The 26,134-nt window shown below is 35.2% G+C and carries 25 protein-coding genes and 1 pseudogene; 6 read left to right on the forward strand and 20 right to left on the reverse strand.

From position 1 onward, the window contains the following. Window positions 1-156: 156 nt before the first annotated feature. The 6 genes and pseudogenes from H1D32_RS25425 to H1D32_RS12715 all read right to left on the reverse strand — a co-directional run bounded on the left by H1D32_RS25425 (window position 157) and on the right by H1D32_RS12715 (window position 7,278). On the reverse strand, window positions 157-477 hold the full coding sequence (locus tag H1D32_RS25425; RefSeq protein ID WP_396126184.1) for a GNAT family N-acetyltransferase: 321 nt from the start codon (window positions 475-477) through the stop codon (window positions 157-159). 1,104 nt (window positions 478-1,581) lie between these two features. Continuing rightward, window positions 1,582-2,705: pseudogene (locus tag H1D32_RS12695) on the reverse strand (RNA-guided endonuclease InsQ/TnpB family protein). 105 nt (window positions 2,706-2,810) lie between these two features. After that, window positions 2,811-3,116, reverse strand: a complete 306-nt coding sequence (locus H1D32_RS12700) for a phospholipase D-like domain-containing protein (protein WP_261178669.1) — start codon at window positions 3,114-3,116, stop codon at window positions 2,811-2,813. A 362-nt stretch (window positions 3,117-3,478) separates the two neighbouring features. After that, window positions 3,479-4,258: a phytoene/squalene synthase family protein gene (locus tag H1D32_RS12705; protein WP_314733411.1), complete on the reverse strand. Its 780-nt coding sequence runs from the start codon at window positions 4,256-4,258 to the stop codon at window positions 3,479-3,481. A 66-nt stretch (window positions 4,259-4,324) separates the two neighbouring features. Beyond that, a complete protein-coding gene (locus H1D32_RS12710; RefSeq protein WP_261178670.1) occupies window positions 4,325-5,779 on the reverse strand; it encodes a phytoene desaturase family protein in 1,455 nt (484 codons plus the stop codon). Then, complete coding sequence (locus tag H1D32_RS12715; protein ID WP_261178671.1) at window positions 5,779-7,278, reverse strand: phytoene desaturase family protein; 1,500 nt, start codon at window positions 7,276-7,278, stop codon at window positions 5,779-5,781. Before H1D32_RS12715 ends, H1D32_RS12710 begins: the two co-directional genes overlap by 1 nt. A 260-nt stretch (window positions 7,279-7,538) precedes the next feature. On the opposite strand from H1D32_RS12715, the gene H1D32_RS12720 reads away from it, so the two are divergent. The 4 genes from H1D32_RS12720 to H1D32_RS12735 all read left to right on the forward strand — a co-directional run bounded on the left by H1D32_RS12720 (window position 7,539) and on the right by H1D32_RS12735 (window position 12,331). Continuing rightward, window positions 7,539-8,276, forward strand: coding sequence for a glycerophosphodiester phosphodiesterase (locus H1D32_RS12720; RefSeq protein ID WP_261178672.1), 738 nt, complete (start codon window positions 7,539-7,541; stop codon window positions 8,274-8,276). Window positions 8,277-8,347: 71 nt separating this feature from the next. Next, entirely contained in the window at window positions 8,348-9,631 is a 1,284-nt protein-coding gene (locus H1D32_RS12725) for an MFS transporter (RefSeq protein ID WP_261178673.1), read from the forward strand. A 378-nt stretch (window positions 9,632-10,009) separates the two neighbouring features. Next, the gene (locus H1D32_RS12730; protein WP_261178674.1) at window positions 10,010-11,101 is read left to right on the forward strand and encodes a hypothetical protein; all 1,092 of its coding nucleotides are present in this window, start codon (window positions 10,010-10,012) and stop codon (window positions 11,099-11,101) included. A gap of 3 nt (window positions 11,102-11,104) precedes the next feature. Further along, entirely contained in the window at window positions 11,105-12,331 is a 1,227-nt protein-coding gene (locus tag H1D32_RS12735; protein ID WP_261178675.1) for an amidohydrolase family protein, read from the forward strand. A gap of 244 nt (window positions 12,332-12,575) precedes the next feature. Here the strand turns inward: H1D32_RS12735 and H1D32_RS12740 are convergent, their stop codons facing one another. From H1D32_RS12740 to H1D32_RS12775, 8 genes are all read right to left on the reverse strand, one after another. Beyond that, complete coding sequence (locus H1D32_RS12740; RefSeq protein WP_261178676.1) at window positions 12,576-13,049, reverse strand: hypothetical protein; 474 nt, start codon at window positions 13,047-13,049, stop codon at window positions 12,576-12,578. Between the two features lie 271 nt (window positions 13,050-13,320). Then, complete coding sequence (locus H1D32_RS12745) at window positions 13,321-13,686, reverse strand: hypothetical protein (RefSeq protein WP_261178677.1); 366 nt, start codon at window positions 13,684-13,686, stop codon at window positions 13,321-13,323. A 78-nt stretch (window positions 13,687-13,764) separates the two neighbouring features. Then, window positions 13,765-13,947: a hypothetical protein gene (locus H1D32_RS12750; RefSeq protein ID WP_261178678.1), complete on the reverse strand. Its 183-nt coding sequence runs from the start codon at window positions 13,945-13,947 to the stop codon at window positions 13,765-13,767. A 107-nt stretch (window positions 13,948-14,054) separates the two neighbouring features. Beyond that, a complete protein-coding gene (locus tag H1D32_RS12755; protein ID WP_261178679.1) occupies window positions 14,055-14,402 on the reverse strand; it encodes a GNAT family N-acetyltransferase in 348 nt (115 codons plus the stop codon). A gap of 582 nt (window positions 14,403-14,984) precedes the next feature. Beyond that, window positions 14,985-15,230 carry a hypothetical protein gene (locus H1D32_RS12760; protein ID WP_261178680.1) on the reverse strand — a complete coding sequence of 82 codons (246 nt, stop codon included), beginning with the start codon at window positions 15,228-15,230 and terminating at the stop codon, window positions 14,985-14,987. 258 nt (window positions 15,231-15,488) lie between these two features. Then, window positions 15,489-16,811: an FtsW/RodA/SpoVE family cell cycle protein gene (locus H1D32_RS12765; RefSeq protein WP_261178681.1), complete on the reverse strand. Its 1,323-nt coding sequence runs from the start codon at window positions 16,809-16,811 to the stop codon at window positions 15,489-15,491. After that, window positions 16,808-17,242 carry a PadR family transcriptional regulator gene (locus H1D32_RS12770; protein ID WP_261178682.1) on the reverse strand — a complete coding sequence of 145 codons (435 nt, stop codon included), beginning with the start codon at window positions 17,240-17,242 and terminating at the stop codon, window positions 16,808-16,810. Before H1D32_RS12770 ends, H1D32_RS12765 begins: the two co-directional genes overlap by 4 nt. Before the next feature lie 2 nt (window positions 17,243-17,244). Further along, entirely contained in the window at window positions 17,245-17,796 is a 552-nt protein-coding gene (locus H1D32_RS12775; protein ID WP_261178683.1) for a sigma-70 family RNA polymerase sigma factor, read from the reverse strand. A gap of 803 nt (window positions 17,797-18,599) precedes the next feature. On the opposite strand from H1D32_RS12775, the gene H1D32_RS12780 reads away from it, so the two are divergent. Further along, a complete protein-coding gene (locus H1D32_RS12780) occupies window positions 18,600-19,007 on the forward strand; it encodes an SET domain-containing protein (RefSeq protein ID WP_261178684.1) in 408 nt (135 codons plus the stop codon). A gap of 100 nt (window positions 19,008-19,107) precedes the next feature. Next, window positions 19,108-20,091, forward strand: a complete 984-nt coding sequence (locus H1D32_RS12785) for a Gfo/Idh/MocA family protein (RefSeq protein ID WP_261178685.1) — start codon at window positions 19,108-19,110, stop codon at window positions 20,089-20,091. A 245-nt stretch (window positions 20,092-20,336) separates the two neighbouring features. Here the strand turns inward: H1D32_RS12785 and H1D32_RS12790 are convergent, their stop codons facing one another. The 6 genes from H1D32_RS12790 to H1D32_RS12815 all read right to left on the reverse strand — a co-directional run bounded on the left by H1D32_RS12790 (window position 20,337) and on the right by H1D32_RS12815 (window position 26,127). Further along, window positions 20,337-20,816: a DUF4362 domain-containing protein gene (locus tag H1D32_RS12790; protein ID WP_261178686.1), complete on the reverse strand. Its 480-nt coding sequence runs from the start codon at window positions 20,814-20,816 to the stop codon at window positions 20,337-20,339. A gap of 101 nt (window positions 20,817-20,917) precedes the next feature. Continuing rightward, a complete protein-coding gene (locus H1D32_RS12795) occupies window positions 20,918-21,346 on the reverse strand; it encodes an NUDIX hydrolase (RefSeq protein WP_261178687.1) in 429 nt (142 codons plus the stop codon). Window positions 21,347-21,473: 127 nt separating this feature from the next. Next, entirely contained in the window at window positions 21,474-23,264 is a 1,791-nt protein-coding gene (locus H1D32_RS12800; RefSeq protein WP_261178688.1) for an ABC transporter ATP-binding protein, read from the reverse strand. A 1,292-nt stretch (window positions 23,265-24,556) separates the two neighbouring features. Next, on the reverse strand, window positions 24,557-25,042 hold the full coding sequence (locus H1D32_RS12805; RefSeq protein WP_261178689.1) for a hypothetical protein: 486 nt from the start codon (window positions 25,040-25,042) through the stop codon (window positions 24,557-24,559). Between the two features lie 199 nt (window positions 25,043-25,241). Beyond that, window positions 25,242-25,547: a hypothetical protein gene (locus tag H1D32_RS12810; RefSeq protein ID WP_261178690.1), complete on the reverse strand. Its 306-nt coding sequence runs from the start codon at window positions 25,545-25,547 to the stop codon at window positions 25,242-25,244. A 202-nt stretch (window positions 25,548-25,749) separates the two neighbouring features. Then, window positions 25,750-26,127: a RidA family protein gene (locus tag H1D32_RS12815; protein ID WP_261178691.1), complete on the reverse strand. Its 378-nt coding sequence runs from the start codon at window positions 26,125-26,127 to the stop codon at window positions 25,750-25,752. Between the last annotated feature and the right edge of the window lie 7 nt (window positions 26,128-26,134).

Consider the following 26,134-nt stretch of genomic DNA (forward strand, 5'->3'; position numbering starts at 1 on the left):
TCTAAGAAAAAGAAACGTTTTTCATACTGAAACAAAAGCGCTAATGCTACTGATGTATTAACCTGTTCGTTTGTAAATAAATTCCACAAAAATAGCGTTAATTCCTTCTTGAATTAACGCCCTGATAGTTGAAGAAGAAAAAGTTAAAAATACTCCTTATATTTTCCCAACCATAAACAAGTTCAGAAAGTTTTTTTCCTGCAACACTTCAACAGCATCTAAATTTTTTCCACCAAGCGCTTCGTAAAAAAGACGAGATGTATTATCTTCTAAAACAAGAACAAGCATTGAGTTTAATCCCATTCCACTAATTTCATCTATGATTGGTTTAACAAGCGCTTTTCCATAACCTTGCCCTTGATACTCTTTTAAAACATAAATAGCATATAACTCCCCATTATAGCCATTATATTTACCACTTCTTTCTTTACCTCCAGAAGAAAAACCAACTATCTCTCCTTCACTGTTTTCTGCCACATATACACTGCCATTTGGAATGTTATTTACCCATATCTGTTCCCGTCTTTCATATGTTAAATTTATTAGGTATTCATCAGGAACAATATTTGCATATGTTGTCTTCCAACTGTTGACATGCACTTTACCTATCCCTTAAGCATCGGCAATAACTGCCTTTCTAATTTTGAATAACCTTTTATCCATTGTCTCATCCCCTCTGTATACCAATAACACTAAATACTTTTTTTATTGAACAAACTTCAAGAAAAGCTTTACTGTTGCTGTTACAGTAAAGCTTTCGTTAATTAAATAAGTACAAATCTAAGAAGTTTTATCTTACTCTCTTTTTTATAAAATCAATAATCGTTCCAACTAAAAACCAGTAGGATATGTTAATAAAATAAACTGCAAAATATAAATCATGAACCGCGTAAAATTTTATTTGTTCAAATAATGCCTGTAATAAATGAAAAAGTGGATTTGTAATACTTATTAAATATAGTAAAATATTTTTATCGTCATAACCTAACCAATTAAATAAACATACACCTAAAACTATTATTGTTAGCCAAAATTTAAAAGACTTAATAATTCTGATAATATTACCCCCTATATAATCAAACCTAAAATTAAACCTTCTCTTCAATAAACCTGCTTCGTTACTTTAATTACATTCTTTCACAAATTCAATATTTCTTCTATTTTTATTTTAACATAAATATCCAAACACCTCTTATTTACATGCAAATTCACTTGCTAAATCGCACATAAATCACATGGATGGAAATAAATATTTCCATCCATGTGGATAGGGGGGGATTACATTGTGATTTTAAGGCTATTCGAGAATAAACCTTAATACAACAATAAAGAAACGCATGTGATTCCTGTGTGAAATCGCATGCGTTTCTTTATTGTGGATGGCCTGACCGAAATTTTTAAGAAAAGCTCGCCAAAAACCGGAGTATAATGGATTGGCATCTCTAAGAGGAGGTGAACTACCCGCCACTTAAATTCTAACGAATTTTGAAGTAGGAGCTTCTCGAATAATAGGTGCTTTTACTAGCCACCCAAATTGACCGAGCTATCCCCGCTGAACCAGCGGTTCGAAATTATAATCAACTAGGCTATTTTCGTTTCTGAAAGTAGTCTTTTTCCTTCGTTTTCAATATTATTTGCAGCATTTTCGTCACGGTCAGATTCATGACCACAAGAACACTTATATATTCTTTCTGAAAGTGATAGCTGTTCTTTGACTTTGCCACATCTTGAACACGTCTTTGTAGATGGGAACCATTTATCAATCTTGATAAATGCCTTCCCTCGGTCCTCAAATTTGTACTTTAAGAATGTAGTGAACATACCCCAACCGTTATCTGACACGCTTTTCCCAAATTTTAGAGCCTTTGACATGCCCTTCATATCAAGGTCTTCAACAACAACGGCATCGTAATTATTAGCTAAAGCATAACTCTTTTTATGAAGAAAATCACGACGTTGATTGGCGGTTTTTTCTTGTAGTTTCGCTACTTTCTTCTTTTGTTTATACCAACGATTGGAGCCCTTTTTACGTCGTGACAAAACACGCTGTTCTTTGGCTAATTTTTCAAGAGATTGACGATAGAAGGGAGGGTAATTGGCTCTCTCACCATCACTTGTCACGTACAAATCAGTCATTGAAAAATCCAAACCAACAACGTTTTTCGGTTCGACTTTTTCGACAGTTTTTCAAATTCAGTCAGAACTGATGCATAGACCTTTCCAGAACTAGTCATCGCAATTGTTACAGATTTTAATTGGTGTGTTACTGGTATTTCTCTGTGTTGTTTAAGTTTGACCCATTTCATTTTAGGTAACTTGATATGACCATTCAAAATTTCAATATTCCCGTTCACAACATTAGTTGTATACGTTTGTTTATGTTTTTTGCTTTTGAATTTTGGAAACTTTGCATTTTTTTTGAAGAAAGATTTATAGGCTTTGTCTAAGTTCATTTGAGCGTTTGCCAAAGAAAGGCTATCCACTTCTTTCAAAAATGGATATTCCTTTTTGTATTTAGCTGGCGTAGGATGTTTATGCTTCAATAATTCATCCTTATTCTCTTTGAACTGTTCGTAGGTTTCGATTCTATCATTCAGCATTTTGTTGTATGTAAAACTCACACAACCGAACGTTTTTCTCAACAACGTCAATTGGTCTTCTGTTGGATATAAGCGAAATTTGAATGCTTTGTTCTTTTTAGCCATATCAAGTCACCACCAAACGTATGTTCTAGGTGATTTTATCAAAACTATGTCTAGTTGTCTTTGTTTTTGCTTTTTCTTTTCCAAAATAAATAAAAAAAGAGCCATTCATCTCCCACCTACCACTAACGCGCTTGAGGAAGGAGAATTCTGGCTATAAGTTGATAAATTAGTTAAGACGACGTCGACTCCTGCGGCTCTCAAGGTTTGGAGATGCTCTGGTTCATACGATCCATAAACTGTATTGATCTGATCTGTAATAAATGTAATCTCAATCTCTGGGTTCTGTTCTTTCTTATTTATTAATGACTCTGTAAGTTTTCTAGTAATCTTAGGATAATTCTGTTCTCCCTGATGCTCGGCATTAAACAAGAACATATCGAAAACAATAAATTCCTCAGCAAGATCGATCATTTCTAAAAGGCGATCAAAGATCTGCTGTTCAGAAACAACCTTTCCATCCTTCTCGTAAGTCAGATCATATAAAAATTCAACATCTGGAACTGTGTGATGCTCTCCCTGAAAGGATAAACTTCAGGTATCGGTTTAAATAAACCATATAAGGTGTATCCACCTACAACACTAAACAATAGTATCAAGACAATAGCTGCCTTTTTCATAGTCTCATTCCTTTACACAAAAATTCTCATTCCTACCATTTAATACTTGATCACATTAGCCTATCCAGATGCTTTAAAAATTATTTTTATATTAAGTCTTAGAATTTTTCCAGAAAAAAACACAGGAAATTTCATTTTGAAATCTCCTGCGGCCAATTATGCAAATGCCTTTAGCGATTGCTGTAAAACGATATTAATTTTTGCTCTTTCAAATTCTGAGACAACCGCTCGCTTTGTAAAAACATTGTAATGATTGTTTCGAATTTCGTTTAAAATTGCACGATAACTGTAGTTTGCCGCTTGTACGGGAATTCTTGAATACAGTGGATAGTCATTGGTAGATTCTAGTGCTTCTTCGTACAGTGCTTCAGCATACGTGGCTAAGTCTTCTACAAGTGCTTGGAATCGGTGATCAATCGTTTGTGCTTTCAGGTCTTCTAAGGTAAGCTTATGTTTCCTTAGGTATTCTTCTGGTAAATAGACTCTGTCTCTTTTTAAATCCTCACCTACATCCCGCAAAATGTTCGTTATTTGCATAGCAATTCCTAATTTTTTGGCACCTTCTTTCATCCGAGCAGTTGGTACAGGTGCGAGAATTGGCAAAAGCATTAAGCCCACGGAACTAGCCACACGATAAGAATAATATTCTACTTCAGATAAGGAACTGTATCTTGTTTTCTCAAAATCTAGCCTTTGTCCTTCAATCATTAAGTAGAATGGTTCAGGATCGATCGGAAACTTTTCAAAAACATCATGGAGAGCTAACCAAAGTTTGTTGTTATCATGAAATTCACCTTGTAAAAAGCGATCAAATTTAAGTTTAAATTGTTCTAGTTCTTCTAACGAGTGGAGCTCATCAACGATATCGTCAATTTGTCGACAGAATGTATAGATGGCCCAAACGGCCTTTTCTCTTGCTCTGGTAAAATAGAAAATGCTTTAACAAAGGTCTTAGAGTTAGCCTTCATGGTTTCATAACAGTATTGGTAGGCTTCACTTAATCTACTCATTAGATTCATTCCTTTCTTCCGTAAGGAGATAATTGACTAAAAGTTTTGCCCCTTGCATCACAATCGGAACACCACCACCAGGATGAATACTAGCACCAACTACATAGAAGTTTTCATAGTCAAAAGGTTTTATTTGTGGACGGAAAACACCAGATTGAGTTAATGTTGGTGCAATTCCAAAGCTTCCACCTTGGTATAAGCCATCTGCTAACGAATCCTTTGGCGTTCGAATTTGTTTCCAAACAATATGCTCTCGTAAATTTGGAAAGCCACGGTTTTCGATTTCAGAAATGATTTTTTCAACATAATCATCGATTTGATCCCACTGTATGTCTGGATTGGCTGGGACTGGTACTAAGGCATACAAAACTCCATGTCCTTTTGGTGCTAAACTTTCATCTATAACTGAAGGGTGAAACGTATAAATTGCAGGGTCACTTGGTAACTTCTTATCTACAAAAACCTCTTTCATATGCCGTTCTAAATCATCACTCATAAAAAATTGATGTATGACGTCATTTTGATATATTTTTGATAATCCAAAGTAGAGTAATAGACAACCTGATGATGGAACAAACGGTTTCTTTTGCTTTAATTTTGGAAGCAACTCCTTGATTTGTGGAAAGTCACCATTGTAGATAATTCGTTCGAATTCAAAACGCTCACCGTTGCTAATGACACCAACACAGCGTTTATTTTGAAGAAGAATGTCACTGACTTTGCTGTTAAAGTTGATCTTAACGCCCCTTGTCTTTAGTTCCCTAACCAATAGCGATATTAAGTGAGCGTATCCCCCTTTTAGATACCAGACGCCATGAAAATGTTCACTAAACGGGACCAATGAGTAAAGAGCAGGTGATCCGAAAGGTGCCCCGCCTATATATAAGGTTTGAAATGAAAATGCGTCCTGCATCTTTGGATGTGTAAAGTATTGTTTCGCTTGTTTTTGGACGGATTGGTAGGCTTTAAGCTTCCAAAGAGTTTGGATGTTTGGTACATTCCAAAAATCTCTTTTTCTCACAAAATCGCGATCAAGAAAGGCCTTTTTCCCTTCTGTAAATCGATATTCCATGTCATCTAGATACTGACGAAAGTTTTCCTCTTCACCAGGAAACTTTGCCTCAATTTCTGCAAGCTGTTTCCTAATATCGCTCCATTTTGAAAAAGATCGCCCAGTCTTATAGTGAAGTCGGTATAATGGATCACAGCGCACTAAATCTAAACTACTTAGATCAATTCCGACTTCCTTTAAAATTTCTTTTAACATGTCTGGTAATAAAATAATCGTTGGGCCCTGGTCAACTTTGTAGGCTCCGTTTTTGACAAAAGTAAGTCGACCGCCAGCTTCACTATTCTTCTCGAATATCGTGACCTCATAACCTCTCTTACTTAAGTATAAAGCGGTAATTAACCCACCAATCCCTGAACCAATAATCGCCGTTTTCATCAAGCATTCCTCTTTTTCTGATCAAATTCCATAATACTTCTAGCTGTAATTCGCGCCGATTCAAAAATTGTTGGTAAACCACTACCTGGATGGGTTCCACCACCGACAAGCCAACAGTGGTTTAATTCTTGAAATTGATTATGTGGACGAAAGTACATCATTTGGCGAAGGTGATGAGCTAAATTAAAGGTAGCGCCACGGTACACATCAATTTCCTGCTCCCAATCCAGGGGGGTGATCATTCTTTCTACTTCAATATAGTCTTCTAAATTCTTATAGCCAGTCTTTTTTTCTATTTGGTCTAAGACGACTTTACGAAATTCATCCCTATGTTTCTCCCAATCTATCAAGCTATAATTATTTGGAACCGGAGCTAAAATGTATAATGATGATTTTCCTTCGGGAGCTAAGGTTTTATCAATAACAGATGGGTTGTGTATATAGATCGATGGATCTTGTGAAAGTTTCTTTGTTTTAGTAATTTCTTCGACGTTCTTCCGATAATCATCAGAAAAAACAATTAAGTGATGCGGTAAATCAAAGGTTTTGTTCACGCCCAAATAAAGCATAAATGTCGAACAAGAATAATCCTTTTTTTCTAGTTTCTGTTTAGAAAATTTCGTTAACGAGTCTTCTTCTACTAGCGTTGTCATCGCATGTGCAAAATCAGCGTTTATTACAACCTGATCAAAGCTGAGTAGTTCTCCCGTTTCAAGTTGAATCCCAGTAACATTTTTACGTTTGTCGCTAAGAAGGTTGGCTACACCACAACCTAAGTGAATGGTCCCACCTAATTCACAAACTACTTTTGCCATCGCTTTTGTCAGTTGATTTAATCCGCCCATGGTATGGAAAATCCCATATTTATGCTCCATAAAGGAAAGGATACTAAAGGCACCAGGGCATTCCCATGGTGACATCCCTAAATATTTTGACTGGAATGTGAAAGCAAGCTTTAGTTGTTCGTCATCAAAATACTCACTTAAGACATCGTATAATGACCGATTTAGTGAAAGTTGTGGTAATGCACGGATCGTTCTTAAGCGTAAATAATCAAATAATGAGCTATGACGATTTTGTAAAAGTGGCATTAATGCAGCCAATTTCTTTTCAGTATCCTTCATAAAATTTTCGTAGCCATTTTCATTCCCGGGGAAGCTATCCTTAATTTCTGCTTTTGTCTTTTCTTGGTTCCGTGAAGGTGAAAATCGCTTGCCAGGAAATTGTAATTCATACATCGGTTCAATCTCGACAAGTTCCACATAATCTTTAAGTTTACGGCCTGTAGCTTGGAAAATTTCAGCCAAGATATGTGGCATACTAAAGAAGGTTGGCCCCATATCAAATATAAAATCACCTAATTGGATGCTCGACGTTCTTCCACCGACATAAGATTTTTTCTCGAAAACCTCTACTATATACCCGTTAGCTGCTAATAACATTGCCACTGCTAAGCCACCAGGACCAGCACCAATAATCGCAATCTTTTTTTCATTCATTCACGTCACCTCTTAATTGCTTATTTTTGTATAGGTTTTGTATTGTATTTGTGTATGTATTGTATATATTATGTGTAATTCAACCAATAGGCAACTAAAATGCTCAAATGATTTTTAGAAACAAAAAAAACAAACTAAGTGATTTACGCTCAGTTTGTTGTAACTGTGTACATTTATATTAAGTTTGGTAGAAAATAAAGGGAAAATGTTATCTAAATCGAACTATTATAGTTATTACAACAGAACGAGGTGACCTGATAATGAAACACAAGACATTAATTTTTGCTCATCGGGGTTCCGCTGGGACTCATCCGGAAAATACGATGGAGGCTTTTGAGGCTGCACTCCAAGCTGGAGCAGATGGTCTTGAGCTTGATGTACAGCTTACCAAAGACCTTGTTCCGGTAATTATTCACGATGAAACCGTTGAGCGAACGACAAATGGTGAAGGCTGGGTGAAGGATTTGACCCTTGAAGAACTACAAAAGCTTGATGCCGGAAGTTGGTTTTCTCCAGCTTTTCGTCATGCAAAAATCCCAACCTTAAAGGAGCTCTTACAATGGATATCTTCCACCCACCTTCTATTGAATATTGAGCTTAAGAATGCCGTTATTCGCGACTCAGGCCTTGAAAAAATTGTCTTAGCACTAGTTGAAGAGTTTGGTTTAACGGATCGCGTCATTATTTCTTCCTTTAATCACTATAGTTTAGTAGATATACGGAAAATGAATGCTGAAATTGAAATAGCTGTATTATTCATGGAAGGGCTTTATGAGCCTTGGAACTATGCAAAACAAATAGGTGCTCAAGGATTGCATTGCTACTTACCTGTAGCAGTCCCTGAACTTCTCGCTGGCGCCGCCAAAGCAGGTATGCCTGTTCGGCCGTTTACAGTCAATGAAGATCACCATATCACCGCTTTACTTAAGGGGGGGTGTTCAGCCATTATTACTGATTGGCCCAAAAGAGCTGTTCAAATTCGTGAACAGTTATTCTAAATTGCTTGATGAACGTACACAATTTAATACACAATAGCGGTACTCTATAACGGTAATGTGGGGGTTGCGAAATGAACGTTGGTAAACCTTTTTCTTATGGAAAGATTTTTGTTATTGGTAGTGGGTTCTTTGCGTTAATGCTTATTTGGACCTTTTACAATGCTTATATGCCACTCATTCTTGGCGAGTATATTGAGAGTCGAGCGATTCGCGGCGCGATTATGGGGTTGGACAATTTGCTTGCTGTTTTACTCATTCCAGTGATCGGCGCCTGGTCTGATCGGATGAATACGAAGATCGGTAATAGACTTCCGTTTCTTGTCGTGGGCATGCCAGTTGCGGCTCTGTTTTTTATGTTAATTCCTTATGGTGCCGCTGCCACTTTATGGATCCTACTTGTTGTCGACATTATCTTTTTGCTAGCAATGACAATATACCGAGCACCAGTCATTGCGTTAATGCCAGACCACACTCCTTCAGAGAAACGTTCTACTGCAAACGGAGTTATTAACTTTATGGGTGGAGTCGGTGCAATTGTTGCCTTATTCGGTCTCTCTACCCTATATGGGATTGACCGCACGTACCCGTTTTTAGTCGCAGGTCTATTACTTTTTCTTGCGTTTATCATGCTCTATTTTACTGTCGACCGCCATCCGCCTTATGCTGGCAATACTGAGGATGAGCTAGAAGAAACGCAAGCGGCTAAGTCCTTTTTTCATGGCTTGAGTCAGCTGAAAAAACCTGAGTTCAGGGGACACCTTTTCATCTTAATCGCTATTTTTATCTACTTTATCGGATATACAGGAATTGAAGCATTGTTTACTGTTTATGCTGTCGAACACTTACGAATGGAAGAAAGTGCAGCTGGCTTTACTCTAGGATTTTTCAGCCTTGCCTTTGTGCTGTTCGCCATTCCAGCAGGGCTATTAGGGAGTAAACGAGGCAAAGCTCCGATGATGTTGCTCGGTTTGATTTTCTTACCAATTATTTTTGTTACTATTCCCTTCCTTCCCTATTTACAAGAGTTCGTTCCGAGCTTAAACCAAACTTTATTGCTTCAAATCACCCTGTTTATCGGTGGAATTGCCTGGGCCTTTATCAACGTCCAAGCTTACCCTTTAGTTGCTGACTTAGGCGGAAAAAGTAAAATAGGCTTTTTCACAGGTTTATACTATCTTTTCTCGATGGCCTCAGCCATTATTGCGCCTGGTATCTTAGGTCTATTAATGGATTTGTTTACCCACCCTTCATTGTTTTACGGTGCTGCCGTTAGTTTTGTTGTTGCCTTCTATTTCTTAAGAAAAGGTAGTCGAATGATTTTATGGAAATCGGCCGAGTCAATAAAAGTAAGTTAATTACTTTAAGTGCCAGAAACTTTAACGAAACTCATAGAACATTTTCTATGAGTTTTTTTGTGTTAAGTGTTAGGTATTTAAGGATGAATGCTTTTAATTAGAAGGTGCTATTTTACAGTTTCGAGGGGGAATGTCTCGTAGAGTCCTTTCTAGGTGCCCCTTTTTACATTATTTAGAAAGTCGCGGCTCGTAGAACTATTCTATGAGACAAAATTAGAAACACATGCCGTAATATGACTAAACAAGATATTGTACAGCATTTGTTAAGTGGACTCTACCGCTAGTAAAAGCTTCAACCAATGAAAACAAATGTTTCTAGACAAACACACATTTTTTTAGATAAACATAGATTAATAAAAAAATGTGGGAGGGATTTTTATGAATTTTAGGAAAGGACCAAGCAGCGGCAAAGCTCGGTCGAACTGGAATTTTTACGAAGTGGTCGGTGTATTGTTAATCGTCTCTTCTCTATTGCTGCTACTGTTTGTTCCAAATTCGCTTTCACAATTGTTTGATACGATTATTAAGGAAGTAAAGCCCATAGTCGTTGATGTGTTCTTAACCGGTGAGGTTGGAATAGCGATTATTGTTAGTATAATCGTTGGTAGAATTTTGGAGCGCTTAGGGTTTACCGATGGATTAATTCGGTTATTTGTTCCAATTATGAAATTATTTAAAATAAATCCAGCTGTTATTATTCCAAGTGCATATAACATTTTAGGTGATATCAATGCCGCAGGTAAAATTGCCGGACCGATCCTCGTTAAAGCTAATGCTACAAAGGCTGAGCAAAAGATTTCTGTCGCAACGATGATACAATCACCACAGTCATTTGCCACCTTTGTATTAGGATTAATTGCACTTGCTGCATTTGGGATTAATGCCTTCCCGCTGGTCATTTTATCCATCTTTGTGCCAATCATAGTTGTTCCATTCATCCTCTCTAAAACGATATATAGAGATACAAAAAAGGTGACATTAGAAGATCTCCCACGTTTTACACCAAATACGAAGTTTCTCCAAACAATTTTTTCTTCTGCTAAAGAGGGTGCAGAATTACTGTTTTTAATTATTATTCCGGCGGTTGCAGTTGTGTTTTTCTTCATAGGGGTATTAAAATTTATAGGTGCTTGGGGCGTTATTGAGTCAACCTTAGCATCAATGTTGACATTTATTAGTGTCGAGCCTAGTACTGGAATTGTTTCAATTCTTGCAGCACCTACTCTCGCTGTTGCTCAGCTAGCAGAATTAGCAGGTACCATTGATCCGAGATTAGTCGTTGGTTCCTTTGTCCTAGCAAACTCAGGTTTACCATTATCAGTTATCTTTGGTCAAGTACCAGTAACATGGGCTGAATCGTCAAGTTTAAATGAGAAAGAAGTATTAGAAGCTGCGATCATTGGTCTAGTGTTACGATTGATTACCGCTTGTGCTCTCGCCTATCTTTTAACGCCATTTTTGGTGGTGTAGCTGATGAATGCCTATGTAATTCGAGGAAAGAAGATTGTAACCGTTAGCAAAAAAGGCACAATTTTGGATGGTGCCATTGTAGTTCGTTATGGGAAAATTAGAGAGGTTGGCAAATGGGAGATCATCAAGGAACAATTCCCCGATTTAAAGGTTATCGATTGTTCTGATCATGTAATTACTCCTTCTCTAGTTGACTGCCATACTCATCTATTGGAATTTGCACCCTCATCATTATATCCAGTTACGGAAGAAACACATTTTCTCGCAGGAAAAGCGATTCTTTTTCATGCCCTCTCTTCGGGAATTACTGCCTTAGGCGAGCAGGTTTGTGGTCACCCTCTTTGCGACTTTTCAATTGATGAATATCGTGAGGCTGTTCGAAACTTGCCACTTGATGTGTCTTTCGCAACAACTAGCATAACAATCGGGTTTAAAGAGTTAGCTCATTTTACATCAATGACTAAATCTAAGCCAGTTGAAAAACGAGATCTAATCAATCAAACGATTATTTTTCAATTAGCAAAAGAAAGCGAATATCCTGGAGAAAATCTTTTTATAAACGCAACGCCTGCTAATTTTACAGCTGCAGATGTTCCACGGGCAGGCGAACTCATTTACTCCGAGGCAGAGTTAACAAAAATTGTAGAGACCTTTCACTTGTTAAATAAAGAAATCGGTGTTCACGTCGCTGGTGAAGAAGGTATTCGCTTGGCACTAAATGCAAAAGTAGATGTCCTCCACCATGCCCATGGAATTACAAATGAATTAATCGAACTCGCCTTACAGCAAGGAACCAAAATTGTAGCAACACCTCTTGGTGGAACTCACTTAGAACCGAACTCGCCGGAAAATATCGCAAACCTAACTGAAAAACAAATTCCAGTATCAATAGCGACGGATGCTTATCTCCCACCATATCCTGATGTGCCTTGGTTGCCATATAAAGACCAGCAATTAAGAGGTCCTGAATCGTTAATGACCATTGCTGCGCCCGCTATGAAACTGTTAAATGAGCGACACGTAGATGAAAATAAAATTCTGGCTTTACTTACAGCTAATCCTGCCAAAGTATTAGGCAAAGGTAAACAATTTGGGAGCTTAGCAAAAGGGCTAGAAGCAAACTTTCTAGTTACAGAAGGAATTCCTGGCTTAGAGATTACTGATATCGAAAAAATAAAAGCTGTTTACTATAAAGGAAAAAAAGTAATTAACCGAGAAAAAAATAGCTAGCAGAGAAACGTATAAATAGTTCCGATAACGTGGAGAAAACTTAAATTCTCAGTTCAAATAACATACATTTTCGAAGTATAAATAGTAAGTAAATTAACAATACAATTAGCACACAAAAAAAGCTTGGGTTATTATCCCAAGCTTTCTGTTTTGAATATGTTGTTCTTATTCAACTATTGCAACCCTTTACTTCAAAATGGATTAAGATATTAATGATTAAAAACCCAATACAAAAACAAATTACCTAGTTTTTTAAACGCTCCATAATTAATCCAACATCATCTAGGGTAAGTATCTTTCCATCAGCGTACTCTATTTGAATTGAGTAAATATCTAATTTGCTCGGTTCAACATTTGAAATAAGAACAATTAAAATATGGTCGTCTTTTGATAAGTTAATGGGTAAGTTAATTTCATCTAGCTTTTTTAATGAATTAAATTCAAATGTATCTGTCATTTGACTAATCTTTATTTCCTGAAACGGACTTTCCATTTGATTAGTATCTACTTCTATTCCAGTTATGTTATTTATATTTTCTAAACCAGAATGTTTAGAGATGGTTAAACCGAAATAGATAGACCATTTGCTTTTAGTTTGATCTGGGTGTATGCCTGATGGACCTATAATGATGTCTTCTTCGGTAGGAATTGATGAAGAACAAGCACTTAAACTAATCATTGTTATAAAAATTAATAACGTTTTTGTTATTTTTTGCATTCTGAACCTCCATTGTTTAAAGTACAATTATTGCAGAATTTAGCCGTAAAGCCCTATAAAGTAATAACTTTCATTAAAACTGAATAATACCCTTGTCTTAATCTAATTATGTCAATTCTTTTCCCACTATCAGACTATTAGTACAATTGGTCTCTCTACAAACTTAACATAATATTCCGAAATTTTCAGAAGGTATTTAAGATAAAAAAGACGATTAAAATTAATGATCGCTTGTTTAACTCTTGCTTTCGTTAACGCAAGAAGCCCTTTTTTACTTAATGGTAAACCCTTTCCCAAGAACTGTTTTTTTATCCAAACCAACATAAACTACAAGGTTTCCAGTAGTATCTGTCTCAGTGTTATTAAAAGTAACAGAATAAACTTGATCTTTGTCATAATTTATATCAATTGATGCTTTTAAATCATCATTAACGGGTACTTGTTTTACAATTGAATCCTTTGGGCTTACGGGTATTAAAGCACTTTCTTCATCAGTTAAACTATTGAAAGCTACCATCTCAATTGGCATTTGGTTCTCGGTCTTGGATGCAGAATAGAAAGAAACTATTCCTATAACCATAAATATTGAAAGTACCCCTAAAATCCCGAAAATGAGAAATTTAATTGATTTTTTCATAATTCTCCTCCCCTATACAAATGACTTCCATAAGAATTACTAATAAAAAATTTAATAACCTTGTTAAACAATCCTGCTTCAATACTGCAATAAAAGCTTTACTGCTGCTGTTCCAGTAAAGCATTCGTTAATAAAAAATTTAAATAGGTTCTTAATCGTAAAAAAAGCAATAACAGCAACAATAAGAATAATCATACATCCTGGCTTTCCAAAGAAACCTCTATCGAATAAGTCTGTATTCTCCTCATTTTTTCTCCTCATTTTTCTTCCCCCACATAATTACTCTCTTGTTTCACTATTTGCTTCATTTGTTAATAAGTTTCACAAAAATAGCGTTAATCCCTTCTTGAATTAACGCCTTCGTTAATTCAAGAAGCATCACAAGAAATATGTGTACTAGACAAAGTAAAATTGACAATGGAAAGTTCCTCCATCGCTTGATAACCCAACCCTTCATATACCTGAACGGCAGGCAAGTTATCTGCCAATACACCTAGATAGACATCTGGTGAAAGTTTTTTTCCAAGGTGTGTCAATTCACTTGTTATATGTTTAGCTAATCCTCTTCCTCTACAATCTAATCTAGTAACAATGTTCCCAAGTTCTACAAGTTGAGAGTCATAAAAATGGTAGCCACCAACCGCTATAAAGTCGTTTCCTTCCTTAATTCCAAGAAAAGGACAATTCTCTAACTCACTCTTAGTAAAAAACCTCATTCCACCTCTATGTAAAAAATTAAGCACTTCTGAATATTCACTTTCACTAACTTTTGCTACAATATTTGAATCAAGGAGTTTCGTTTCATCCTGATGCTTCATATTTAAAAAACGTTGAGGATTACCCTGAATGAGACCGAAGGATTTGAAAAGTTCAAGGTCACGTTGAGAGAGTATCGTACCACAAACAGCATTTTCATTAAGTTTAATAGCTTTCTTGTATAAGAAATTAGTTCTGGAAAAAAGATGTTTTGCTCTTCAACACGGAAGAAAGAAAAGGCAGGAAAGGAAAGTTCATTAAAAAAGCTAATACAGCAGTAAGTTGGTTATTAACAAATTGACAAATATATTGAGCCTTCTCCTTGCGTTGAGTTAAATAACTATAAAAAAGCAAATTCTGGTCTGCATTGATGTAGGGTAATAATTCAAAAATTGTATCATGAGTAAGCATTCTATGGGCAAACATTTAGACACCTCACAATCGTTTATTTGTTAATGAATTCCACAATAAGAGCGTTAATCCTTCTCGAATTAACGCTCTTCGATAGTTGAAATACTTTAATCCCTTCTAGTAATGTTAATTTATAGATTAGCAAACTGAAGAAACGCTCCCATAACAGTAAACACAGTTAAAATAACACCACCAAGAATAAATAATAGTTTTAACAACCAATAATTAACAATAGTTGGTAATGGTGTAATGTCTCTAAATATCTCAAATGTGTCCTTTTGGAAAAAGCGATATTGGGTCATATAAAAACCTAAGCATATACAAGCTATACCGAAGAAAATTATTAACATCGCGATTATAATTTCGATAGTCATCAAGTTCAAAACCACCTAAGTATTAGTCAAATTTTAATCTTAAGTGTTACTATACCCAAAACTAAAAATTGGTAATTGATGATTCAGTAATTCAACATTCGCTCACCGTTAGTGCAAGAGGTAAATGTGATAGCTTTTATTTAGATATCACTAGTTCTACCAATGATTTAGATATAATACTTTATATTTTACGATCTATTTTTATAGAATTTATAAGAAATATTATTAACTTACTTTTAACTTATTTTTTATTATAAGCTACTATACAACTGCTACCGTGGGTTCTACAATATCTTTTCTTCGATAAACATTTAAAATTAGTCCTAAAAAAGCAGTGTAAAAAAGCAGCATACTTCCTCCATAACTAATAAATGGAAGGGAGACTCCCATAATAGGAACTAATCCAAAGCCCATCAAGATGTTCCAGATAGTAGGAACGCTAAATAATGCAGCTCCCGCAATTACTATTAATCTCCCATAAAGATCCTTTGTTTTAAAAGCATTTTTTGAAATTCTTGAAATAAATAGTAATAATATTAAACTGAGGGCAATTCCAAATGCCCAACCAAGAGAATAGACTAGATAAGGGAAAACAAAATCTGTATGAGCTTCTGGTAACAATTGAAAATTTAAATCGTTATAAAGTCCATTTCCAAACCAACCTGCTTGTGAAAGGATATCCCGTACTGTAATATACATATATCCTGCCCCGTTTGGATCAGCATTTGGGTTAATAAAAGCGGATAGTCTAGTAAAAAAATAACTTTCGCGAGAGGTAATGATTATAGCAAGGAGAAAAATGAGACCAGCTACAGCATTCGTCCCCACTAGCTTAAGTGCTAATTTCTTCTGAACTTGAGCAAAAGCAAACATTCCAATTATACAGAAAAAGTAAATAATACAAAACATAAAGTTTGGCACCATCATGTAGAGAAAGATTGGAGTCCAGAAAAGGAAAAAAAGTAAGCCTTGTTTTTTCCAGCTATTAAACTCATTATTTTTGCTAAATATACCTGCCCATGCAAGAAAAAATAAAAATAAGCTAATCATGGTTCCATCGACCATAACTCCTGGAAGTGAAATCCACTTGTTTACTCCATTGGTGATGTAGCCAAAGAAATAAAGATATAAATGAATCAATAAGCCACTAGCATAAAAGTACATCCACAAGTTCTTTAATTTCCGATAATCAAAGAAAAGAAAACCAATAAGTACAAGAACAGCGAGAATGGACCAGATTACCTGTCGTCCTATAAAATAAGTACTTGATAATGAAAGCTCAGGGATTCCACCAACTAACGGTAAAAAACCAACACCTGCAAGAATAACAAATAATACAATCAGAATCCAATCCATTTTAGGTTTATGAATTTGATTTAAATTCTCTCCAATGGCATATGGATTCCCCATTTCTTGTATTGCCTTTTCCTCTGCTTTCTCTTTAGAAGATTCTCTCTTTTGAAAAGATTGACTTAACTCCTGTAGATGATTGGTAAGTTCTTTTTTTATCCTATTGTGGGCTTCCTTAGATTTCACTTTAGAAGTTACTTTATTTAAAAATTCTTCAAATTTGGGAGAACTCATAAGGACGCCTCCTCTATTAAGTGTTTAAGAGATAACTGTTGTTTTGAATTTTCTTGTTTATAAGCAGTTAAGTATTTTTTCCCTTTAGTATTTAAGGAATAATATTTCTTTTCATTTAACCAATTTGATGTAATAATTCCCTTGTTTTCTAGTAAGTGTAATATTGTATAAAGTTGTCCTTCATTATTTTGAAAAAAAAGTTCATTCTTTTGAAAAAGCTGGGTGGAAATATTGTAGCCGTCCTTTGCTTCATTCTGAATAGATTCTAATATAGCTGTAATGGTTTCTACCTCCCAAGAGTGAAATTGTGGTTGAGATTGCTTCCCACGAATGGCTTCTTTCACTGCATTTTTTCTTTCATTGGAAAAAGAAAAATCCTTAAAAATTGATTTTTTCATCGAACTCTTCAGGTTTGTAAATGGATCATTCATCTCTAACCCTCCTCTATCATCTTTTCTTTTAATAATTCTTTCGCACGCTTTAATCTTGTTTTTAGTGTATTTGAATTAACTGTAGTAATCTTGCTAATTTCTGCTATAGAAAGTTCTTCATAATAATGTAGAAATACTACTTCTCTATACTTTAAAGGTAAATTCATGACAGCATTAGTTAAAGTATTTTCTTCATTTTTTGTGATAACCTCATCATCAACATGTGGTGATTTAGAAGGGATATATTCCAAAATTTTATTACTAAAAGATATTTTGCGATAATGCCAGCTTCTTAAGTAGTCCTTACAATGATTACTAGCAATACGGTATACCCAAGTTTTTATAGTTGATTGCTGATTAAACTGATTTATTTTTTCATAACACTTTATAAATATCTCTTGCGTTAAATCTTCCGCCGTGGCTCGGTTTTTTACATATGTATATACGAGATGTAATATACCATCGCTATATTCATGCATTAGTTGATCAATTATTTGTTCTCTCTCATCTAGCATAATTTCATCTGTCATTGCCAAGTGCATTAATTCATCCATCTAGATATCACCTCCTCTATTATTTTAGACGAAGCTAGCCCTCTTATGGTTTTAAAATATACAAAATTATTTATGAGCATTTGTAACCTAAAGATTAAATAGAAAAAGGAACAACCTTTTATTAGATTGTTCCAGAAATTTCAAGGTAGGTTAGATGGCTTACATTACTTATTCAAGTATACTGCTCCGTTAGTTGAAGAACTGAATTTTCGTAATCTTTTATATTATTTTACCACATAATGTAATAAATCCTTGAGTTTTCTTGAAACAGATAAAAATCGCATCTCAAATAACAATTAAAATTGCACCCTATTTCGCACGATGACAATATTCATTGTCAAGATGTTATTTGGGGTGCTATTTGCTATGCTATTTTATAGTTATTATCTTATAAACGTTGATAAATCAATGAAAACAGCCCTACGATTTACTGTGGTATAAGGTACGCTAATTCATATGTTATTTACACTGTTTTTCCACAAAAACGGAACTACTTAAGAAACGTAAGTGTTCTCTGTTTTTTTTGCTTTTATATAAAGCTAGTAAAGCTAAAATATATCAAGGTCTAGGGGGTATCTTTTCTGCCAATCGAAAGTTGTAAAAATCAAATAATTGCCCTAAAACTACAATGTTCACGAAAAGAGCCTTTGTATAAGTCGTTTTTCAAGGTAATAACAGATTTCCTAGAACGCTATTTTAGGTTATAATAACTACTTAAACGAATTTCACATTACCAAGCAAGTTCCTAGTGGTGAAAAATTGAGATTATGTCGTTTGAAATATTAGAACGAAGGTGATTATTAATGATAGAAGTAAAAACATCGACACTAAGTGATGGTGAGTTTAATAGAGGCGTTTTTGCGACTCAAGATATAAAAAAAGGTGAGTTATTCCATGTAGCACCAGTCGTACCTTATCCTAATGAGGAGCATATTTTAATTGAGCATACTGTTCTTGCTGATTATGTATTCGAATACGGGATAAACCACTCTGCTATTGTCCTTGGATATGGAATGTTGTTTAACCATTCGTACGAGCCAAATGCTACGTATGATATAAAATTTTCAAATCACACGTTTGAGTATTATGCTTATAAAGATATAAAAGCTGGTGAAGAGATTTTAATTAATTATAACGGTGATGTTGATGATCGGGAACCTCTATGGTTCATGAAAGATAAAGATGATCAATCTAAAGATGAAGCAAAATAATTAATGGGGCGAGATTTCTCGTTCCTTCTTGCTTTAGGGAAAGAGAACACTACACTTTTTCCTAGGTGCCTTGCTTTTTTCTAAACGAGGAGTGATAATCTTGAAAAAACATAAAATCTTGCTAATTGGACATGGTGGCATTAGTACAAAGTATTTAGACGCTTTTTCTATGATTAACAATACAGAAATCGTTGGTGTTGTTGGCCGCAACGAAGAAAAGGTTCAGGTGTTTGCAAAGGCGCATAACATATCAGTATATGGGACCGATATCGAAACGGTTGCGACACTCTCTGGGGCAACTGCAGCTGTTATTTGTACGCCCAATGCTCATCATTATGAAGGTGTTATGGTAGCCTCAAAATTAGGACTCCACTGTCTATGTGAGAAACCTTTACATATCTCCCCTAGCAAACAAGAAGAAATGATCGCTAGCTGCAAAACTAACAATGTGAAATTAGCCGTATCATATATGCGAAGATTTATTTCTCATTTTCCGTTTATTAAGGAAGTGATCGATTCTGGAAAGCTAGGCAGGATTATGGTCGTTGATGCCTCTATTAAAAATTATCGTAAGAAAGAATATTACGAGTCTTGGCACGGTACAATGGATTTAGATGGCGGTGGACCTTTCATTCAACAAGGTTCACATCTGATAGATCTCGCATTGTGGTTATGTGGTGGATACCAACAGGTGTTAGAGGCAAAACGTTTCCAAGTGTATCATGACATTGAAACGGAAGATCATGGATATGCTATCGTTCAATATAACAATGGTGCCATCGGGATGATTACTGCTTCCACGGCAACACCTGGGTTGAATAGTGAGTATATCGAAATCTCTGGTACAAAAGGATCAATAAAGGCGAATTACCAAGGCATCATCGCGTTTGAGGTTGAAAATCTTGTACTACCAGAAAATATATCCGTTGACGCTGAAAAAAGTAACTTTACCAAATTAGCAGAAGACTTTATACATGCGATAGAAACCGATACTGAGCCATTCATAAACGGTGAAAGCGCAAAAATAGCAACTGAACTGGTTGCTGAAATCTATGCAAAAGCCGGCAAACCCTTGAAACTTTAGAAAAGCGCAAGCGCCCTGGGAAAAAGTGTAGTCCTTTTTCTTTGGGTAGCCCCGACAAGCAAATGTTCTTCGAGAAAAAAAGTGGCTCTTCACTTTTATTTTCGAAGGTTATTTGACCTCGAGGGGCTGGGCGCTGAAGCTAGACAGTTATTATGTTGATATGTTCTTACCTAGAAAATAAAAATAGACATAGGAGAGGTCACTTTCCTATGTCTATTTTTCTACTCTCAACCTTCTTAAGTGATTTAATCAATAGTGAATAGAAAATGATCTCCAACATATTGAAACTCACAACCACTCAAGACGTATGCTTCATTATCTGAATCAAGTTTCTTCACGATACGATCGCAAGTTGTGGTTTGAATACTTTCTGGCTTATTGCTAAATAATGGGTCCTGTGTAAAATCAATAGTGTATTCGATTTTTTCATTAAAGACGAGATTTTGATAAATCGGTGCCCCCTCATTTGTATAACTTGTAACTCGAATCGCATCCGGTTCGCCAACTTCCATATTAGTTATAAATTCATAAAATTTTTCTAGGTTCTGTATCGAAGACCCTAGTACGATATCACCGTTTTTCAATGCTACTTCTGATGAATAGGGATTACTATCGGTATGGACAGGATTTCCGATGATGTTCGTTTGAATTTCATCTCCATTACCACAAGCCGAAAGTAATACGAGGAACAAAAGCAAAAAAGTAAGTCTCAATATTTGATTCATTATTATTCTCCTCTCGACATCTATTATATTTTATTGCATTATACTTCCCACTACAGAAATGGTTTGGTTAATGAATACTTGTATACTTCATTACTGTAAATTTACCTATTTTCTTTTAATAAGTCCTCTGCAAGTCTAATATTATCTTTTAGATAGACAGGCGAATCCTGATGAGTTAAAATCTCTGAAGTTTCCATCCATAAGACTTCATCAATTTCTTCTGTGCTTTTAGCATAAGGTTCACCAGATTTATAGTAACAAAGAAAAACGATGTCTATTACACAATGACCTGAGTCCGTTACAAATGAGGAACTATTTACATACCTAACGATTGTTACTTCAATGCCAATTTCTTCGAAAATTTCGCGGTGTAAAGTCCTTTCTAAAATGTCAGAAGAAACTCCCTCAATTTCACACTGTCCCCCAACAAGAGATATAGTTCCACCAGCATGTTCTTCTTTTGTACTTCTTCGGATTAAAAGCCATTTTCCTTCTTTATGAATTGCACCTTCTACATTTACTATAAACATTAAAAATGTCCCCCACTCATCTATTCATTGTATACAGATACTAATTTCATTTTAACATAAAATACCAAACTACTAGATTGAAAAAAAGAGATCAATTCACCTGCGAACTAATCTCTAATCATGGTATTTAAAATTGCATTTGTCTTAATTCGTAAAAGGCCCCTTTTTTCTCGATCAGTTCTTCGAAAGTCCCTACTTCCTCAACTTTGCCATTTTTCATCACGACAATCCGGTCAGCATCGCGGATCGTCGATAGTCTATGTGCGACTATAAAGGTCGTTTTGCCTTTAATCAGTTGCTGGATTGCTTGCTGTACTTTGTATTCGGATTGATTATCGAGGGCAGAAGTGGCTTCATCTAAAATGATAATCTCCGGTTGTCGGATGATCGCTCGGGCTATCGCAATTCGTTGGCGCTGTCCCCCGGAAAGTTTTCCGCCATGTTCTCCAATTAAAGTATCTAATCCAGCAGGTAACTCCGCGATAACGTCTTGGAGGTTTGCCATTCGGATAACCTCCTGTATTTGTTCTTCGCTAACATTTTCTAACCCATAGGTAATATTGTCTCGAATTGATCCCGAAAATAAGATTGTCGTTTGTGGGACAACTGCGAGTTTTTGCCGATAAGATTTCATATCGAGTTGGTCAAAGGGAACCCCATCTAGCAAAATTCTTCCTTTTGTTGGCCGATAAAATCCAACGACCATGCTAAGAACCGTCGACTTTCCGGCTCCTGATTCACCTACAAAAGCGATACACTCTCCAGGTTTAACATGCAAATGAAAATGATTTAAGACATGCTTTTCGGTATCTTTATAGTGAAAATGAACATTATCAAATACGTAATCCCCATATGTTTGGTTAACCTGTAGTTTTCCCTCATATTCTTCTGTTTCTTTAGATGATAAAATCTCAGTAATCGAAATGATCGATTCGTACCCTTTGGCAAGTTGCGGATAAACGACAATAATTTGGTTTACAGCCATGAGAATTTGTGTGAAATACGCTTGATACATGACAACCTCACCAATCGTTATCTCCCCTCGCATCGCCAAATATGCTGAAAAAATTAGACATGCCATTTGCAGGATTTGAAACACGACCCAGCTAGAGGAACCGAATAATGCCTCGGTAAGATCCAGGCGATATCCTTTTCCCTTTAACGTTTGCAGAGTTTTATTAGCCTTATTTATCTCGATATCTTCGAGTCCATGAGCCCTTGTGACTGGAATCATCTCGACTGTCTCTGCAACTTCTCCACTCATGGTTTCAATCTGTTTACGAAATTCATGATTTCGTAAACGTAATGTTCGTCTAAATAGAAACACAATGAGCAAACCAATAGGAATTACTAGGATAAAAAATAGCGTCATTTGCAAATTAAAATAAGCCGTGATCCCGATTGCAACAACTACATTGGTGATCGCTGCTGAAAATGAAAACATAATCTGTTTCGATAAAATCTCAATATTCTCTACATCACGTAAAATCTTAGCTTGGAGTAACCCAGAGCGAAGTTCACTGTGAAAAGACATTGATAAATGTTGAAGTTTGCGAATGATGGTACTTCGTAGCGCTGCCTCTACGTGCCTAGATGCCCGACTGAAATAACTTATGTGAAGCATATGCGAAGGCATATTTTGTGCGATAACTACAGCTACAATCGCAAATTGGATCCACAGTTCTTTAAGACTATGGTTCTCGGGATAAGTAGCAATGTTAATGACATTTGCTGTGATTACGGGGATAATCCAAACTGGAGAATGTTTAATAATAAAAAAGAAGAACGATAAGAAAATACTTTTAAACTGGCCATTGTACAAAAGCGAAAGTGTCTTTAGCGAATGACGCTTTTTCTCTTTTGCCTCGATAAATATTGGTTCAAAGTTTAGTAGCTGACTTTCTTCTAGTTTTCCCAATCCTTATCACCTCGTTTATTTTTATTACAAGATGATGCAAAACATGATTCTAGAGTTTAATTCTCAAAAATTATTGCTTTTAAAAGAGCTATTTATGAAAGGCTCTTTTCTAAAACATTGCCCCTGCGGTTACTCGTCGCACAAAAAGACTTGTTGCTTTTTAACCTAAAATAATTGGAAAATTCTTTAGATGAAGATAACACCGAATACAAGAGCAGTGCTTACTAAATAAGTAGTGATATCATCGATTTATGTGTAAATATCCGGATTTTGGGATTTTTACGAATGCAACAAACTTTACGAAAACAGCCTTATGAAAAGATATATCAAGGTCTCGGGGTCATCTTTTCTAACATTGAAAGTTATAAGACAGGAATAATCCCCCCTTTAAGATGGGTTTCCTTAACAAATCTACTTATTTCGATTCCTCTTTAATATTTATAACAAAGATAATTCCTCTTGTTTCTGATTGATAACCAAATCTTGAAACAACAAAGAATACATATTCTCCTTCTTTATGTGGAGAAAAAATAGTTATTTCATTATTCCGCGGGATAATTGATGCTACTCCTAGCCATTGACCATCTTTATATTCATGTGCATCAAATAACCTTGGTCTTTTATCAAATACAAAAGTGATTTCTTCTCCAGGTTCAAGGGTAATTGCTTTAAGTTCTCTCGGTACCTCTGGAAAGTCACCGTAAAGGTCGATATGCTCATACTTTAAATAGTCAATTTGAATATTATCAAAATAGACATCAGGATAAACATCGGTTTCAGTAGAACAACCAGCACTTAAAATAATTGTAATAAATATAGTTATTATTTAATTTTTCACTATACTCCCCCAATCAGAAACAATCTTTCCATTACAAGTAAATTCTCTTTTTTTAGAAATTTGTTCGTTTGTTAATAAAATCCAAAAAAGACCGTTAATCCCTTCTTGAATTTACGCTCTAAACTTATATATCTTTACCTACCTTTCGTTCAAGTGTACCTGAGTAATAGTCGTCTATAATACTCTTCAAATTGACATTATTTTCAGTTGGTGAACAATATAAAAGCTGCATTTTGCAGCTTCCTCGATCTTCAACTATTGCATTCGTTACTTGAAAGCATTTGCAATTTCCTTTGAATAGTTATAGAAATCAGTCTATCTTTTTGTGTCATACTTATCAATCTCACCATATAAAACAATAGATGTTGCCATCTCTGACATTTTCCACACCTCTTTCTCTTATTCAGCATTTGCTCTCGTTAGTTTAGTAAACTAAAACTATTCCAAGTTGAAATTACTTTTGGAAATCCTCTTCACTGAGCCCGACAGAATAAAATTCATACCGTGTGTACTCAGCAATCTCTAGGTTAGGTATATTCATAAAAAACTCATAAGAAATTGTATCACCATTTCTTCTAAACTGTCCTACAAAATTTTCTATTACTAACAATTCAGTATCAGGAGTCGTGGCATATGGGTCTATACCTTTCTCAACATCTTCAATTAAGTTTTGGGGATTTGGATTTAATCTACGATTAGGTTCTTGACTAAACCTAAAGTATGTTTGAATATCTTCACCTTCATATCTTAACTCTAGTAAATAATTTTCTAAAGAGAGGGAGGACATAGATGATAAACCTAAACCATTTGGAATATATTGTGGAACTAATACTTCGTAAGGTAATTCCTCTTGAGCCTTGTCAATAATATCTTCTTTACTTGAACACCCCACGAACATCAAAATAAGGATAAAAATAATACAATAATATGTTTTTTTCATATTAACCTCCTCTTTAAAAGTATCATTCATAACAGCAATTACAACAATTTACAGACAGATAATGAATTTTCTTTTATTACTAGACTGCTAGTAAATAAATCCCACAAAAAGCGATAAATCCTTCTTGAATTAACGCTCTCGTTTGTTTAAATATATAACTTCACAAACTCTTTGAAGATGTTAATAAAAAATCCCTGCTTTAATAGGTAGGTTTGAATAATAAACTTTCTCTGACCATTTGTAGTGTCCAATATCCGTAAGCAACGGTATTCAAGAATATTGTAATATCAATCCAAATTGGACCCGTTCCAAAACTATCCGCTATTATCCAAAAACATAGTAAATACAATAAGACTCTAATAAGATTTAAACTCCAACGGTCCTTATTTAGAATTAATATTCTCCAAGAAGATATTTGCTTAGGAGACTTTTTAATGCTTTTCTCGTATACGACTAAGTAGAATACGACATTAAATATAAATAACAATAAAGGAGCAAAAATCATAGCAAGACCTACCATTGCAACATTGTCAATTCAGGGTGTTTTCTAGTACAACAAGTGATGTTTCGTAAAGTTTATACAGAGCATAACAAGAAAAAAATGAGATGATTAAACACAGAATATATATACTTAATTTATTTGCTTCCCTCAACTTAACTTCCTCATCCTCCTCTACTGTTCTCAATCCTATTTCGTTAGCTGAATTTTATCTTCTAGCTATCATCTCGATTTCAACCTGTGCACCAAGAGGTAGGGATGCCACACCTATAGTTGTACGGGCAGGATATGGCTCAGAAAATTGTTTAGAATAAACTTCATTCATTGCTCCGAAATTATTCATATCAGTTAAGAATACATTCACTTTTTCAACATTTTCAGGAGTTAAACCTGCTGCTTCCAATACAGTGAAAAGATTCTTAAAACATTGATTTGTCTGTTCAACAATATCACCTTCTACAAGCTTTCCAGTCTGTGAGTCTACTGGGGTTTGCCCAGATAAAAATATTAAATTTCCTGCTTCAATTGCATGTGAGTAAGGACCAACAGCAACAGCTCCAGATGCACTAAAAGCCTTTCTTGACATATAAAAT

Origin of the sequence: Anaerobacillus sp. CMMVII (assembly GCF_025377685.1) — a bacterium.
Taxonomy (GTDB): domain Bacteria; phylum Bacillota; class Bacilli; order Bacillales; family Anaerobacillaceae; genus Anaerobacillus.

Bases quoted from the DNA above. Each gene is read 5' to 3' on its own strand.
- H1D32_RS12815 (WP_261178691.1), bottom strand. From the start codon at position 26,127: ATGTCAAGAAAGGCTTTTAGTGCATCTGGAGCTGTTGCTGTTGGTCCT.
- H1D32_RS12740 (WP_261178676.1), bottom strand. From the start codon at position 13,049: ATGCAAAAAATAACAAAAACGTTATTAATTTTTATAACAATGATTAGT.
- H1D32_RS12700 (WP_261178669.1), bottom strand. From the start codon at position 3,116: ATGATCGATCTTGCTGAGGAATTTATTGTTTTCGATATGTTCTTGTTT.
- H1D32_RS12765 (WP_261178681.1), bottom strand. From the start codon at position 16,811: ATGAGTTCTCCCAAATTTGAAGAATTTTTAAATAAAGTAACTTCTAAA.
- H1D32_RS12720 (WP_261178672.1), top strand. From the start codon at position 7,539: ATGAAACACAAGACATTAATTTTTGCTCATCGGGGTTCCGCTGGGACT.
- H1D32_RS12755 (WP_261178679.1), bottom strand. From the start codon at position 14,402: ATGAGGTTTTTTACTAAGAGTGAGTTAGAGAATTGTCCTTTTCTTGGA.
- H1D32_RS12780 (WP_261178684.1), top strand. From the start codon at position 18,600: ATGATAGAAGTAAAAACATCGACACTAAGTGATGGTGAGTTTAATAGA.
- H1D32_RS12725 (WP_261178673.1), top strand. From the start codon at position 8,348: ATGAACGTTGGTAAACCTTTTTCTTATGGAAAGATTTTTGTTATTGGT.
- H1D32_RS12715 (WP_261178671.1), bottom strand. From the start codon at position 7,278: ATGAATGAAAAAAAGATTGCGATTATTGGTGCTGGTCCTGGTGGCTTA.
- H1D32_RS12810 (WP_261178690.1), bottom strand. From the start codon at position 25,547: ATGATTTTTGCTCCTTTATTGTTATTTATATTTAATGTCGTATTCTAC.
- H1D32_RS12775 (WP_261178683.1), bottom strand. From the start codon at position 17,796: ATGGATGAATTAATGCACTTGGCAATGACAGATGAAATTATGCTAGAT.
- H1D32_RS12805 (WP_261178689.1), bottom strand. From the start codon at position 25,042: ATGAAAAAAACATATTATTGTATTATTTTTATCCTTATTTTGATGTTC.
- H1D32_RS12750 (WP_261178678.1), bottom strand. From the start codon at position 13,947: ATGAGGAGAAAAAATGAGGAGAATACAGACTTATTCGATAGAGGTTTC.
- H1D32_RS12795 (WP_261178687.1), bottom strand. From the start codon at position 21,346: ATGTTTATAGTAAATGTAGAAGGTGCAATTCATAAAGAAGGAAAATGG.
- H1D32_RS12735 (WP_261178675.1), top strand. From the start codon at position 11,105: ATGAATGCCTATGTAATTCGAGGAAAGAAGATTGTAACCGTTAGCAAA.
- H1D32_RS12770 (WP_261178682.1), bottom strand. From the start codon at position 17,242: ATGAATGATCCATTTACAAACCTGAAGAGTTCGATGAAAAAATCAATT.
- H1D32_RS12730 (WP_261178674.1), top strand. From the start codon at position 10,010: ATGAATTTTAGGAAAGGACCAAGCAGCGGCAAAGCTCGGTCGAACTGG.
- H1D32_RS12710 (WP_261178670.1), bottom strand. From the start codon at position 5,779: ATGAAAACGGCGATTATTGGTTCAGGGATTGGTGGGTTAATTACCGCT.
- H1D32_RS12790 (WP_261178686.1), bottom strand. From the start codon at position 20,816: ATGAATCAAATATTGAGACTTACTTTTTTGCTTTTGTTCCTCGTATTA.
- H1D32_RS12745 (WP_261178677.1), bottom strand. From the start codon at position 13,686: ATGAAAAAATCAATTAAATTTCTCATTTTCGGGATTTTAGGGGTACTT.